Below are 13,117 nucleotides of genomic sequence, written 5' to 3' on the forward strand. Positions count from 1 at the left end.
CATGAAACGACCTCTGTATGCGTACACCGCCCTGGCCGCCCTCCTGACGGCCACCGCGCCGGCCCTGAGCGCCACCGTGCTGCGCGCCCACCAGGACGCGGACATCCGCAGCAGCGATCCGGGCGTCAACCGCGACGCCAATACCGATGGGGTGATCCTGCACGTGGTTGAAGGACTGGTCGGCTACAACGCGAAGGGCCAGCCCGCCCCCTTGCTGGCCGAGAAGATCGACGTATCCGAAGACGGCAAGACCTACACCTTCCACCTGCGCCAGGGCGTGACCTTCCACAACGGCGCGCCCCTGACCGCGGACGACGTGGTCTGGAGCTGGAACCGCTACATGGATCCCAAGACGGGCTGGCGCTGCCTGACCGACTTCGATGGTCGCATCGGCCTGAAAGTGGAAAGCGCCGCCGCCACCGATCCCGCCACCGTCGTGTTCAAGCTGGACCGGGCCGCGCCGCTGTTTCTCGATTCGCTGGCGCGCAGCGATTGCGGCATGACGGCCATCACCCATCGCGACTCCGTCAAGCCCGACGGCACCTGGGACAAGCCCATCGGCACCGGCCCGTTCCGCTTCGCGGAGTGGCGCCGCCGCGAATACGTGAGCCTGACGCGCTTCGAGAACTACGCCAACCGGCCGGGCAAGCCCGACGGCTATGTGGGTTCCAAGCGCCCGCTGGTCGACGAAGTGCGCTTTGTCGTGATCTCCGACCCGGCGACGGCCAAGACCGCCCTGGCCAGCGGGGCTATCGACGTGATGTCCAAGGTGCCGTATTCCGAGGTCGCCGAATTGGCGCAGAACAAGGCCATCAGCACCAATGTCTCGCCCCAGTTGGCGCCTTCCACGCTGACGATCCAAACGCGCGACAAGCTGCTGTCCAATCCCTATCTGCGCCAGGCCATCGCCGCGGCGCTGAACTACAAGGAACTGGTGGCCGGCGTGACCTACGGCCTGACCGAGCCCAACAACTCGCTCGTCCCCGTAGCTTCGCCCTACTATGGCGAAGCCGAAAAGCAGGGCTACGTCTACGACCTGGCGCGCGCCAAGGCGCTGCTCGCCAAGGCCGGCTACAAGGGCGAGAAAATCGTCATTTCGACCAACAAGCGCAATCTGCCGAACTACGACGCGGCCGTGATCACACAGGCGATGCTGCAGCAGGCCGGCATCAACGCCGACATCGAGGTGCTGGAATGGGGCGCCCAGCAGGACAAGTGGCAGAAAGGCAATTACCAGATGATGTCGTTCTCGTACTCCAGCCGCATGGACCCCGCCCTGAACTTCGAGGCCGTCACCGGTGACAAGAGTTCCCAGCCGCGCAAGCTGTGGGACGACCCCGCTGCCCGCGCGCTGCTGGAAAAGGCCACCAACGCCACGGCGCCCGCCGAACGGCAGGCCTTGCTGGATCAACTGCACCGGCTGATGCTGGAGCAGGTCCCCATCATTCCCCTGTTCAATACCTTGAGCACGGGCGCATACCGCAAGAACGTCCAGGGCTTCGAATCGTCGATCTTCGGCGCGCCGCTGCTCTGGGAAGTCTCGAAGGCCGACTAGGAACGCCACCATGAATCAAACCCTGTATCTGCTGGGCGACATCAACCTCAAGGGTGTGGATGACGCCAGCGGCCTGTTCGACCGCGTCAGCCAGCCGCTGCGGCAAGCGGACCTGGTGTTCGCCAACCTGGAATGCTGCCTGTACGACCTGCCCGAGCACGCCCAGGAGCGGCGCGGCTTCTATACCTCCCCCCGCCACGCGCAGGTCCTGCGCGACGCCGGCCTGCAGGCGGTGGGCAACGCCAACAATGTCAACATCGGCCATGAAGCGGTGCTGTCCTCGCTGGCGGCCTTGCGGAACGCTTCCCTGTCCAGCGTGGGCGCCGGTGCGAACGCCAGTGCCGCCCGCGCTCCGCTGATCGAGGTACGCGACGGCGTGCGCTACGGCTTCCTGCAGCGCACCGCCGTGTACTGGCCGGACAACCATGAAGCCACCGCGCACCATGCCGGCGTCGCCATCATCCGCGGCCATACCGCCTACCGGCCGCGGCTGGAAATGCAGGCGGCGCGCACGCGCCCCGGCGTGCCGCCCGAAGTGCTGACCTGGGCCGATCCGGAGTCGCTCGCGCAATTCCGGGCCGACGTGGCGGCGCTGCGGGAACAGGCGGACGTCGTGATCGCCTCGCTGCACTGGGGCTACCGGCGCGAGGTGCTGCAGTACCAGCGCGAGTACGCGCATGCGGCCGTCGAGGCCGGCGCCGACATCGTGCTGGGACATGGCCCCCACATGATCCTGCCGATCGAACTGCATCGCGGCAAGCCCATTCTTTACGGCAGCGGCAATTTCTCCTTCCAGGTCGCCCACCAGGCGGACGCGCATACGGAGTGGACCGGCATGACGGTCCGCGTCGACATCCGCGACAAGCGCCCCGCCGCCATGCAGTTCCGTTTCGTGCAGCGCAACGACGCCAACCAGACCGTATTCCTGCCCGCGTCCGACGTGGCCCAAGAACGCGACCTGCTGATCCGCGCGTCCGCCGCGCTGGGCGCGGATCTGCACGCCGACGGCGATGCCCTGCTGCTGGACCTGACCGGCCACGCCGCCTCCTGAACATCCGTCTCCCCCATTTGATGCTCCCATGAAATACGCCCCGTTTCCCCTAGTCTCGATCTCCGGCGCCCCCTTTGAACGCGGCGTGCAGTACGGCCGCGCCGTGCCCGAACGCATTGCCCGCAGCGCGCGGCACTATCGCGGCGAACTCGACAAGATCGGCACTTCCATGGCCGCCCAGGCTGCCCTGATCAAGGAGTTCGCAGACCAGATCCAGAAGTTCGACCCCGCGCATACCGAAGAAATGCGCGGCATCGCGCAAGGCGCGGGCTGCGCCTTCGACGACGTAGCCCTGATCAACGCCCGCACCGAAGTCATCGCCAAAGCGCGGCTGCTGGCCAAGATGGGCAACCTGGACCCCGCCGAGGGCGAATGCACCGCCGCCCTGGTCATGCCCGGGCGCAGCGCGACAGGCACGCTGATCCATGCGCACAACTGGGACTGGGAACCCGACGCCTGCGACAGCACCATTGTGCTGCGCGCCACCCTGGAAAGCGGCATCACCTTCCTGACGCTGGTGGAGGCCGGCGGCCTGGCGCGGCACGGCTTCAACTCGGCCGGCATCGGCCTGACCGGCAACTATCTCAGCAGCGACCGCGACTACACGCAAACCGGCGTGCCGCTGAGCAGCGTGCGGCGCGCGGTGCTCTGCCAGCAGCACGTCGCCATCGCCATGCAGCTGATCGCCGCCACGCCCAAGGCCTGCTCCAGCAACATGATCGTCAGCCAGAACGGCTGGGTGATCGACTTCGAATGCGCGCCCGACGAGAGCTTCACCTTGCTGCCGCAGGACGGCCTCTTGACCCATTCCAACCATTTCATGAGCGAAGTCGCGCTGGGCAAGCTGCGCGAAGCGGGCCTGAAGAATGCCGTGGACACCTATTACCGGGCCTGGCGCGTGCGCCAGTTGCTGGACGCCTGCGGCCCCCGGATCACGGTGACAGACGTGCGGCGCGCCCTGGCGGACGACTGGGCCACGCCCTATTCCGTCTGCCGCCCGCCGCGCGGCACGCTGACGGGCGGACGCTCGGCCACCGTCGCCACCCTGGTGCTGGACACCGCAGGACTCACAATGGATATCGCCGCCATGCCGTCGTTCGGGCAGTTCTTCACCCGCTATGGCCTGGAGGGCGAGGCCTATCCGATCGACTGAACGGGTTGGGCCATGAGCGCATGTTTTTCATGCGCATCGCCGGCGCGAAGGAATATTGCCGGGGCCCGCCTTGCAAATCCTGGGCGAGATCGGGACGCTGGCGCGGGCAAGCGCTCTCAAAATGCGCGGGACCGTCATCCCACCAGCGCTTCCAGTTCCTTGGAGGCAGAACGCGAAACGCGCTGCCCTTCCTTTGCCGCATTGACCTGCAAGGCCACGCGCGCCACGTCCATGACTTGTTCGACCTGCGGATAGCCGCCCTTGGCCTGCAACCAGGCCAGCACGTCCGCCAGGTGCCAGATCGAGGTACTGCCCTCATGGACCGGCAGCGGAAAGCTGTCTGGATACGCCAGCATCAGTTTGCGCATGTTCTGGCGCGAGACGCCGACGATCTCGGCCACATCAGTCAGGCCCACCAGATCGGGTGCGGCCTCGATCAGCTTGGCGGTTGGAACCGCGCGCCTGACGTCTGCCAGCGCCGAGCGCACGGCGGATTCCGCGCTTTCAGCCTCGCGGGTGAACTCCAGCGCGATGCGTCCCGGCAGCCCGGTGCCGACCAGGGCATCGTCGCAACCGGCCGCACCCAGGCGTTCGACCAATGCATCCATGTCATGGTCGCCGTCGGCAAGCTGGTACTTCAAGGTGAAGGTGTATTCCATCGCACTACTCCCATGCGCCGCCGTCAGCCCTAGGCAAGTGGCGGTGCGCAGTACAGTTATTTACGACGCGCAGCAAGGCGCGCGCATGATTGCCGGGGTTCTTCGGGGTGCTCCAGATGCTGGTGATGCAGAATTCGCCGCAGCGGCAGTCCGCCAGATTGCTGGGGCAATAGATCCGCCCCCATGCGTGGCTACCGCCAACCTCCACACGCCAGCCGCATTCTTCGGCATGGTGCAGTGCTGCCTCGACCTCTTTTTTGGGATGGGACGGACGAGCCATCATTGGTATCCAGTATGAAGACATAAGAATAGGTTGTCAATAGACAACCAAGCCACAGCTTCAGGGGATGCCAACAGCGTCGGGCGTCGTGAACGAACGGCGTTCTTTGCGCCATGGCCGCCGGTCCTGAAAGCCGACATTGCAGCTTATCGAGGGCGCTCGCGGGAACCAAGGCGGAATCCGTCTGAGAAACGGACGAAAAGGCTGGAATGGCTTGCGGGTTCTACCATCGCGGCCCATCACCGGGCCGCGCGCTCACCAAAGGATGATCTGCGAACAACGGAACAGCGACAGCTTGCGGCCGCTTGCGTCGACCACGGTCGCCGACCAGACCTGGGTCGTGCGCCCCATGTGCTCCGCCACCGCCTCTACGGTCAGCACGCCTTCCCGGGCGGTGCCCAGGAAGTTCGATTTCAGCTCCAGCGTGGTGAAGCCCTTGGCCCCTTCGGGCAGATGCGCCAGGGTGGCGTAACCGGCGCAGGTATCGGCCAGCATCACCTGCGAGGCTGCGTGCAGATAACCGTTGGGCGCCATCATCCACGGCGCCACCGTCATTTCCATGGACATGCGCCCTTCCTCGATTGACAGCGGCCGCACGCCGAAGGTGTCAGGCAACGTGCCGCGTTGCCGTTCGAAGAGACTTTCTATGGTTTCGGGTGAGCGCAGCATTGCGTTTGTCCTTTGTACAGGTTGTCGAGAATCAGGAAAGTACTACCGCTGGCGCTTGCCCGCCATCAACGCAGCGCACGCAAGCACAGAAGCGCCAGCCAACACCCCGCCCAATATCAGCGTGGGGCTGCCGCCCGCCAGGCTGGCCAACGCCGTCATGCCACCCGCGCAAGCCATCTGCAGGCCGCCCAGCAGCGCGGACGCCAGCCCGGCCTGCCGGCTGAAGGGTCCCAGCGCCAGCGCAGTGCCCAGCGGATTGACCAGTCCCATGCCGAACAGATACAGCGCCACGGCGGCCGTGAACTGCGACAGGCCGCTATCTTCGCCGCCCGCCAGCAAGGTCAGCGCGCCCGCCAGCGCCACCGCGCAGCCGGATCGCGCCACCCTGGCCGCGCCAAAGCGGTGAGCCAGGCGCGGCGCCAGCATGCCGGCGGCGAACACCACAAACACCGTGCAGGCGAAGAACAATCCCAACTGCAGCGCGCTCAGACCGAGGCGCCCCATGAGCATGGCTGGCGTGGCTGCAAAAATGGCATACAGGCCGCCGATGACCACGCTCACGGCAGACGCCGGACCGATGAACCGGACATCCCGCGCCAAGTCCGCATAGCCGCGCAGCACGGCAGCGGGCGTCGCCGCAGCGCGCCGGTCGGCCGGATGCGTCTCCCCCACCGTCGCCACATAGGCCAGCGCCAGAACAAGCCCCAGCACCGCGACCAGCGCAAAGCTCGCGCGCCAGCCCGGCCCGTACTCCATCGCGCTGCCCAGCAGAGGCGAAAAGCCCGGCGCGGCGGCCATGGCCACCATGGTCAAGGCCAGGGTGCGCGATAGCGCTTCGCCTTCGAACAGGTCGCGCGCGATGGCCCGCGACAGCACCGAGGCCGCGCATACGCCCAGCGCCTGCACCACCCTGCCCGCCACCAGCAGCGGCAAGGTCGACGCCCACACGCAGACCAGGCTGCCAGCGATGAACAGGACCAGTCCACCCACCACCGGAGCGCGCCGTCCCCAGCGGTCCGACAGCGGCCCGACGAACAATTGCCCGATGGCGAAGGCCAGGAAAAAGCTCGACAGCACCAGTCCCATATCGCGGGCGTCCACGCCCAGTTCGGTTGCCATGCTGGGAAACGCCGGCAGGATAATGTTGGTGGACAGCGCGCCCAAGGCCGCCATGCCGGCAAGCACGGCCAGCAGGCGCCCGGTCAGGCGCGCAGGCGCCGCACTGCCCGGCGCCGCAGCGGAGATGGCGGTGTCCATGGTTCAGACCGCGGCCGTGTAGCGTTGTGCAACGGCGCTGCTGGACAGATGGGGCGCCATGGCCAGGCGCGCGGCCTCGTAGGCGTCCCATTCCTCGCCAGCATGCAGCGAGGGAATGGTGACCTTCTCGCCGCGCGCGAAGCCCAGCAAGGCGGCGTCGACCAGGTCTTCGGCGCGCATCACGATGCGCTGGTCCAATGTTTCCACCGGCCGCCCGCCGATGGCCCAGAAGTCCGTGGCCGTGGCGCCGGGCAGCACAGCCTGGACCTGCACGCCAGTCCCGGCCAGCTCGTGTTGCAGCGACTGGCTGAACGCCAGCACGAATGCCTTGCTGCCGCCATAGACGCCATTAAGGACTTCGGGCGCAAGCGCCACGACGGAAGCGATATTGATGATGGCGCCCCGGCCTCGCGCGACAAAGCCCGGAACCGCCGCATAGGTCAGCCGCATCGGCGCGGTGACGTTCAGGTCGACCATGCGCGTCATCTGCTCCACGTCGCTTTGCAGCAGCGGCGTATGCGTGCCGATGCCGGCGTTGTTCACCAGCAAGGTAATGCTGGCGTCCTGGCGCAGCTGCTCTTCGACGCGGGCCAGCGACGCGCGGTCGCCCAGGTCCGCCGCCAATACCTCCACCGCGCGGCCGCTGCGGGTGCTGATGACGCTGGCCAGCGCGTTCAGGCGTTCGCGGTTGCGCGCGACCAGGATCAGGTCGTAGCCCTGCTGCGCGAGCTTTTCCGCGTACAGCGCGCCGATGCCGCTGGATGCGCCCGTAACGAGGGCAGTGCCGGGTTGGGTTTGTGCCATGGTGAGACTCCGTAGGGGTGATTGCGATGGAAGCCATATTGCGGCTTGCAGCCCATGGCGTAAATGACGTATATAGTCATAAATAAGGACATTGACGCAGGACATACGCGGGGCCATAGCCCGCAAGGACGCTCCCATGCACCGCATCGGTTACATACTTCCCGAAGGCTTCCAGATCATCGGCCTGGGCACGCAGGCCGTGTTCGAACTCGCCAATGTGGTGGCGCGCGAGCCCTTCTACGCGGTGGAGAGCTACGCCCTGGATGGCGCGGTGCGCGCCTCGGCTGGCCTGACGGTACAGGCCCGTCCGCTCACCGTCCGCAGCCAGGCCGACACCTGGCTGGTGGCCGGCGTGCTTTCGCCCCTGTCCAGGCCCGTCGCGCCCGAACTCCCCCGGCTGCTGGAAAAACTCGCGCCCCGCTCGCGCCGCGTCGCCGGCCTGTGCACCGGCGCGTTCCTGCTGGCCGACGCCGGCCTGCTGGACGACCGGCGCGCCACCACGCACTGGTACTGGGCCGACGCCTTGCAGCAGCGCCATCCGCGCGCGCGGGTCGAGGCCGACCGCATCTACATCGCCGACGGGACGGTCTGGACCTCCGCCGGCATGACCGCGGAAATGGACCTGGCCTTGGCGCTGGTGGAAAAAGACCTGGGCGCGGATATCGCGCGCGCGGTGGCGCACCGGCTGGTCATGCATCAACGCCGCTCGGGCGGCCAGTCGCAGCACTCGGAAATGCTCAGGCTCGCGCCCAAGTCCGACCGCATCCAGCAGGCGCTGGAACACGCCCGCCGCAACCTCGCCCGCCCCTTGAGCGTGGAGGATCTGGCCCAGGCCGCCAGCCTGAGCCCGCGCCAGTTCAGCCGCGTGTTTACGGCCGAGACCGGCCAGTCGCCCGCCAAGGCCATCGAGGGGCTGCGGCTGGAAGCTGCCCGGCTGATGATAGAAAGCAGCCGGCATCCGCTGGAAGTCGTGGCCAGGGAAACCGGTTTTCGCGACCGCCGCCACCTGCGCGAGGCTTTTCTGCGCGGCTTCGGCATGCCGCCCCAGGCAGTGCGGCGCGACGCGCGGACCAGCCCTCCCGCCCCCTGACCGGTGCCAGATACCCCGCGGCCCCCTGCCTGCGGTCCAGTACAATTCGCGTTTGGCGACGTTGTGCTCGCCCATTTATCTGGACCAAAGATGTTGCGACTGTCTGAAATCAAGCTGCCGTTGAATCACGCGCCCGAAGAATTGCCCGCCGCGATTCTCAAGAAACTGGGTGTAGCGGCCAGCGATCTGCGCGGCCATACCGTTGCCTCCCGCAGCTATGACGCGCGCAAGAAGCACAACATCCTGCTGATCTACACGCTGGACGTCGACGTCGAAAACGAAGCGGCGCTGCTCAAGCGCTTTCACGACGACCGCAACGTCAAGCCCACTCCCGACACCGAATACAAGTTCGTCGCCCAGGCGCCCGCCAACCTGGCCAAGCGCCCCATTGTCATCGGCACCGGCCCCTGTGGCCTGTTCGCCGGGCTGGTCCTGGCGCAGATGGGCTTCAAACCCATCATCCTGGAGCGCGGCAAGGCCGTGCGCGAACGCACCAAGGACACCTGGGGCCTGTGGCGCAAGCGCATCCTGAACCCCGATTCGAACGTCCAGTTCGGCGAAGGCGGCGCCGGCACCTTCTCCGACGGCAAGCTGTACAGCCAGATCAAGGACCCCAAGCACTACGGCGAAAAAGTGCTCAAGGAATTCGTGCTGGCTGGCGCGCCCGAAGAAATCCTGTACGTCAGCAAGCCGCACATCGGCACGTTCCGCCTGGTCGGCATGGTGGAAGTCATGCGCGACACCATCACAAAGCTGGGCGGCGAAGTCCGCTTCTCCAGCAGGGTGGAGACGCTGCATCGGGAAAACGGCCGCGTCACCGGCGTGACCCTGGCCGGCGGCGAGCACATCGAGGCCGACCACGTCGTGCTGGCCATCGGCCACAGCGCGCGCGACACCTTCCAGATGCTGCGCGACCAGGGCGTGTTCATGGAAGCCAAGCCCTTCTCTATCGGCTTCCGCATCGAACATCCGCAGTCGCTGATCGACCGCGCGCGCTTCGGTCCCAACGCCGGCCACCCCATCCTGGGCGCGGCGGACTACAAGCTGGTGCACCATGCCAGCAACGGACGCTCGGTCTACAGCTTTTGCATGTGCCCGGGCGGCACGGTGGTGGCAGCCACCTCCGAACCCGACCGTGTCGTCACCAACGGCATGAGCCAGTACTCACGCAACGAGCGCAATGCCAACGCGGGCATCGTGGTCGGGATCTCGCCCGAGGTCGATTACCCCGAACATGTGCTGGCGGGCGTGGACTTCCAGCGCAAATGGGAATCCCAGGCCTTTGAGCTGGGCGGCCGCAACTACAGCGCGCCAGGCCAGTTGGTCGGCGACTTCATCGCCGGCAAGGCATCGACCGAATTCGGCTCCGTGCTGCCGTCATACACGCCGGGCGTGCACCTGACCGACCTGGCCACCGCGCTCCCCGAATTCGCCATCACCGCCATCCGCGAGGCGCTGCCCGTCTTCGACAAGACCATCAAGGGTTTCGGCATGCACGACGCGGTGCTGACCGGCGTCGAAACCCGCACCTCATCGCCCATCCGCATCAAGCGCGACAACGAAACCTTGCAGAGCCTCAACACCCAGGGACTGTTCCCGGCGGGCGAAGGCGCGGGCTACGCCGGCGGCATCCTGTCGGCGGGCGTGGACGGCATCAAGATCGCCGAGGCGGTGGCCTTGAGCATCATGAGCCGGCAGGCGTAAACAGTCGCACTTGCGGCGCCCGGGTTGAAGTGCCTGTGGCCGTCGCCAGGCCGGAGGTCGTTCTCAATCCAGCTTGGGATCAGGAAACGGCAGCTTATCCTGGGAAACGCTGGGCTGCGCTTTCCACTTGCCGTCCTGCTTGTAGAAATCCATCTGGTTCTCGCTGACCGCGGCCCCCAGGGTCACCGCGACCGTGCAGGCGACCTGGCCCGGATACGTGGCCTCCACCGCCGGGATGCAGGTTCCAAGCTTGACCTTGGACGGCCGGGGCATGCCCGTGTCCGCCAGCATGTCGACGATCGCATCCGTCGCTTCGGGAATGGAAGGCAGGACCAGATCCTGGGCCCGGGCTATGCCGCCCATTCCCAACAATGCAACCATCGACGCCACGGAAATCAAGGGCTTGAACATGCGCCAGCTCCATCAGAATTGAGACTCGCGGAGCTTAAAGGAAGCGCCCCTTTGTCACCGTAACAGAGCGCTACGCGACTATTCCTAAGGCAGCATCTGAGGGTTGTAGACCACTTCCCACAAATGCCCGTCCGGATCCATGAAGTAGCCCGCGTAGCCGCCATAGAAGGTATCGCCTGCGGCCTTGACCACGGGTAAGCAACGCCTCAGTAATCCCTGGCCTCGTCGAACCAGCGCTGCGTCTGCGCTTCGCTTACTCCCAGCCGTTCGACCTGGGCAAGCTGGCTGAACTGCCACACCGCCTCGCCTATGTCTTCGCGCTCGCTGGTCTCGATCCCCTTCATGCTGTTGAAGTGGCGGGTAAAGACAGAGATTGCGGCTTGGACCTCAATGGTATTGCTTGCGCTTTCCAGCGCCGACCGGGCCGTGTCGTAGGCCGTATTCGCCGACTTCGCCATGCGGCTGTTCCTGCCCGAGAAAGGCCGGCCGTATTCGCTTTGCCACCACTCCCGCTTGCGCAGCTGGGAGACGGAGTTGTAACCGCCCCATGCGCGGACCTTCTCCCTTGCCTTCATCTGCGCCTTCAAGCGCTTGCCTGCGGCTTCGTCGACGTTGTAGGCGATGAACCTGTCCAGCGCGGGCCAACTGGCCAGTTCCGGCAAGCCATCCAGATCGGGCGTGAATCGGATCTCCAGACTAGTCAGGCGCGGCAGGCGGGCAAGCGCCTCCCAGCCGCTGAAGCCGCCCCAGAGCGACAGGCTCTCCAACTGCGGAAAGCGATCGATTCCCTGCAGCGAAATGGGCTGCCCCAGCGGCGCGCCATGCAGCGCCAGCGCGCGCACGTCCTGCAGCGGGCCGAGGTCGGGCAAGGCGTAAGGCGCCACGCCAGTCCGGCGCCCCAGCGCCGGCCGCAGCGACAACATATCGGGCAGTTCGCCCGCCACGGCAATGCGCGTCAGGTCGCCAAACAGCTCCAGGTCACGGACCTGAGGCAACCTGGCTTCAAGATGCCCCGACACCTGGTCCAGCCGGATGCGCAGCGTCTGGATTCTTGCCGCGCCCGCGTCGATGGCGCGCCTGCCTGAGTATGCCGGCGCCCAGCTGAACTGCTCGATTTCGCGGCCCTGCGACCAGCCGAAAAAACCGCTGTCGTTGCCGTAATAATCGATATGCCGCGGCCACGGCGAGCCGGCAGGCGTGGAGAACGGTTCAAATGCAGCCCAGTTGATGGCCTCGTCGCCAGCCACGTGCAGATCAGCCTTCTTGCCCATGCTGGCCGGGCCGATGATCAGATTGCCGCGCCCTGCTTCGCGTGCAAAGACGTGGCTGCCCGCTGCGGTCAGGCTCACCTGATAATGCCCTGCCTCGCTCACCGAGCCCGCGGGATCGCCGGACACGTCTATGGGTACGGACATGCAACTCTCCTTTTGCTTGGCGGGATCCACTGATGGCGGTTCCGCCGATTCATTGACGCCTACGCAGGCTCGCCGTCCACGCGGAAGAACAGCGCAGTCTGCCCCTTCAGGCCGCCATCCAGGAACTCGAACTCGACGCGCCTGCCCGGTTCAACCACGTCGCCCAGGTATTCGACCCGATACATCACGCCGCCGATGCGGTAGTTGTGGACCAGCGAGACGATCGAGGAGTTGGGGCTGCGCAATCGATAGACCACGGCCTCTTCGACCACGCCCCGCACGCCATGTTTGTACAGCCCCCGCTGCAGTTTGCGGCTGCGCATGCCAAACAGCATTCCCAGGATTGCAAAGATCGCTGCGACGAACAGCAGCGGCGGCAGAAACAGCCCCCCCACCAGCGGCACAAGGGCAAAGATCAGCATGAACTTGCGCGCGTCCAACTCTTCCCTGCGCACGGCCGCACGGTCGGCATCGCTGATTTCCTCGACAGCGACCAGGGACTCCGCGCTCATGGGGTACTCCACCCGCAACAGCACGGGAGGCGAGTCTGGCTGCAAGGTCAGCAGGTGCAGGCGCACGGGCAGATTTGTCAGACCCACGGCCGTCGCGGGCCCGTGTCCGCTACGAGTGTCGCTGGCGATCTCGTTCCAGAACGGCAGGGCGGCGTCCACGCGCTGCTCGCCGAATCCGTAGCACACGCCCGGCGTCGAGGAAGCCGGACCAAATGACGTCAGTCGGCCTGAAACGATCTGCTTGGCCAGCCGCCCCTTCAGCGCCCGGTCGAGGCTGCGCCAGCCTGGCGGCATGCGCAGCAGCTTGCGTCCGAAAAACACCGCCAGCGCTCCCATCACCGCAATGCCCGCCAGCAGCACCGCGCCCACGCCGACGTCCAGCGCGCGCCACTCGGACAGACCAAGCACGACAAAGGTCAACACGGAAAGCGCCAGCAGCAGCACCACGAAGACGCCGAACACGGCCATCAACAGTCTGCCGCGGGAGCATCTGCGCAGCAGCAGGATGTCATCCTCGGTGAGCGGGGCATCCTCGATTTGCAGGGTCTGGCTCATGC

General features: G+C 66.2%; 13 protein-coding genes and 1 pseudogene. 5 read left to right on the forward strand and 9 right to left on the reverse strand.

The genetic code is table 11. From position 1 onward, the window contains the following. Position 1 precedes the first annotated feature (1 nt). Genes IB268_RS14520 through IB268_RS14530 form a run of 3 tightly spaced genes read left to right on the forward strand, consistent with a single transcriptional unit; the run spans position 2 to position 3,759 of the window. Positions 2 to 1,555, forward strand: coding sequence for an ABC transporter substrate-binding protein (locus IB268_RS14520; RefSeq protein WP_119451373.1), 1,554 nt, complete (start codon positions 2 to 4; stop codon positions 1,553 to 1,555). Positions 1,556 to 1,565: 10 nt separating this feature from the next. Then, a complete protein-coding gene (locus tag IB268_RS14525) occupies positions 1,566 to 2,606 on the forward strand; it encodes a CapA family protein (protein ID WP_192354432.1) in 1,041 nt (346 codons plus the stop codon). A 28-nt stretch (positions 2,607 to 2,634) separates the two neighbouring features. After that, complete coding sequence (locus tag IB268_RS14530; RefSeq protein ID WP_192354433.1) at positions 2,635 to 3,759, forward strand: C45 family peptidase; 1,125 nt, start codon at positions 2,635 to 2,637, stop codon at positions 3,757 to 3,759. Between the two features lie 134 nt (positions 3,760 to 3,893). On the opposite strand, the gene IB268_RS14535 is transcribed toward IB268_RS14530, so the two are convergent. From IB268_RS14535 to IB268_RS14550, 5 genes are all read right to left on the reverse strand, one after another. Continuing rightward, complete coding sequence (locus IB268_RS14535; protein ID WP_192328258.1) at positions 3,894 to 4,418, reverse strand: AlpA family transcriptional regulator; 525 nt, start codon at positions 4,416 to 4,418, stop codon at positions 3,894 to 3,896. A 4-nt stretch (positions 4,419 to 4,422) separates the two neighbouring features. Beyond that, a complete protein-coding gene (locus IB268_RS31055) occupies positions 4,423 to 4,698 on the reverse strand; it encodes a hypothetical protein (RefSeq protein WP_082401177.1) in 276 nt (91 codons plus the stop codon). A gap of 255 nt (positions 4,699 to 4,953) precedes the next feature. Then, complete coding sequence (locus tag IB268_RS14540; protein ID WP_054456351.1) at positions 4,954 to 5,367, reverse strand: PaaI family thioesterase; 414 nt, start codon at positions 5,365 to 5,367, stop codon at positions 4,954 to 4,956. A gap of 42 nt (positions 5,368 to 5,409) precedes the next feature. Further along, positions 5,410 to 6,624: a multidrug effflux MFS transporter gene (locus tag IB268_RS14545; RefSeq protein ID WP_192352408.1), complete on the reverse strand. Its 1,215-nt coding sequence runs from the start codon at positions 6,622 to 6,624 to the stop codon at positions 5,410 to 5,412. A 3-nt stretch (positions 6,625 to 6,627) separates the two neighbouring features. Beyond that, a complete protein-coding gene (locus IB268_RS14550) occupies positions 6,628 to 7,428 on the reverse strand; it encodes an SDR family oxidoreductase (protein ID WP_175213555.1) in 801 nt (266 codons plus the stop codon). Between the two features lie 136 nt (positions 7,429 to 7,564). Here IB268_RS14550 and IB268_RS14555 point away from each other — a divergent pair, with 136 nt between their 5' ends. Next, positions 7,565 to 8,518: a GlxA family transcriptional regulator gene (locus tag IB268_RS14555; RefSeq protein WP_192354434.1), complete on the forward strand. Its 954-nt coding sequence runs from the start codon at positions 7,565 to 7,567 to the stop codon at positions 8,516 to 8,518. Positions 8,519 to 8,608: 90 nt separating this feature from the next. After that, positions 8,609 to 10,222: an NAD(P)/FAD-dependent oxidoreductase gene (locus IB268_RS14560; RefSeq protein ID WP_175161458.1), complete on the forward strand. Its 1,614-nt coding sequence runs from the start codon at positions 8,609 to 8,611 to the stop codon at positions 10,220 to 10,222. 63 nt (positions 10,223 to 10,285) lie between these two features. On the opposite strand, the gene IB268_RS14565 is transcribed toward IB268_RS14560, so the two are convergent. From IB268_RS14565 to IB268_RS14580, 4 genes and pseudogenes are all read right to left on the reverse strand, one after another. After that, positions 10,286 to 10,633, reverse strand: coding sequence for a hypothetical protein (locus tag IB268_RS14565; RefSeq protein WP_119451363.1), 348 nt, complete (start codon positions 10,631 to 10,633; stop codon positions 10,286 to 10,288). 84 nt (positions 10,634 to 10,717) lie between these two features. Further along, positions 10,718 to 10,822, reverse strand: a pseudogene (locus IB268_RS14570) (VOC family protein); the annotation flags it as partial. Positions 10,823 to 10,839: 17 nt separating this feature from the next. Continuing rightward, entirely contained in the window at positions 10,840 to 12,048 is a 1,209-nt protein-coding gene (locus IB268_RS14575) for a hypothetical protein (RefSeq protein WP_192354435.1), read from the reverse strand. Between the two features lie 59 nt (positions 12,049 to 12,107). Beyond that, positions 12,108 to 13,115, reverse strand: a complete 1,008-nt coding sequence (locus tag IB268_RS14580) for a hypothetical protein (protein ID WP_119451361.1) — start codon at positions 13,113 to 13,115, stop codon at positions 12,108 to 12,110. Positions 13,116 to 13,117 lie beyond the last annotated feature (2 nt).

The organism is Achromobacter sp. ACM01 (assembly GCF_014851745.1).
Classification (GTDB): Bacteria; Pseudomonadota; Gammaproteobacteria; order Burkholderiales; family Burkholderiaceae_B; genus Achromobacter; species Achromobacter aegrifaciens.

Coding starts and splice junctions, on each gene's coding strand:
- IB268_RS14520 (WP_119451373.1), top strand. CDS start 2: ATGAAACGACCTCTGTATGCGTACACCGCCCTGGCCGCCCTCCTGACG.
- IB268_RS14525 (WP_192354432.1), top strand. CDS start 1,566: ATGAATCAAACCCTGTATCTGCTGGGCGACATCAACCTCAAGGGTGTG.
- IB268_RS14530 (WP_192354433.1), top strand. CDS start 2,635: ATGAAATACGCCCCGTTTCCCCTAGTCTCGATCTCCGGCGCCCCCTTT.
- IB268_RS14535 (WP_192328258.1), bottom strand. CDS start 4,418: ATGGAATACACCTTCACCTTGAAGTACCAGCTTGCCGACGGCGACCAT.
- IB268_RS31055 (WP_082401177.1), bottom strand. CDS start 4,698: ATGGCTCGTCCGTCCCATCCCAAAAAAGAGGTCGAGGCAGCACTGCAC.
- IB268_RS14540 (WP_054456351.1), bottom strand. CDS start 5,367: ATGCTGCGCTCACCCGAAACCATAGAAAGTCTCTTCGAACGGCAACGC.
- IB268_RS14545 (WP_192352408.1), bottom strand. CDS start 6,624: ATGGACACCGCCATCTCCGCTGCGGCGCCGGGCAGTGCGGCGCCTGCG.
- IB268_RS14550 (WP_175213555.1), bottom strand. CDS start 7,428: ATGGCACAAACCCAACCCGGCACTGCCCTCGTTACGGGCGCATCCAGC.
- IB268_RS14555 (WP_192354434.1), top strand. CDS start 7,565: ATGCACCGCATCGGTTACATACTTCCCGAAGGCTTCCAGATCATCGGC.
- IB268_RS14560 (WP_175161458.1), top strand. CDS start 8,609: ATGTTGCGACTGTCTGAAATCAAGCTGCCGTTGAATCACGCGCCCGAA.
- IB268_RS14565 (WP_119451363.1), bottom strand. CDS start 10,633: ATGTTCAAGCCCTTGATTTCCGTGGCGTCGATGGTTGCATTGTTGGGA.
- IB268_RS14575 (WP_192354435.1), bottom strand. CDS start 12,048: ATGTCCGTACCCATAGACGTGTCCGGCGATCCCGCGGGCTCGGTGAGC.
- IB268_RS14580 (WP_119451361.1), bottom strand. CDS start 13,115: ATGAGCCAGACCCTGCAAATCGAGGATGCCCCGCTCACCGAGGATGAC.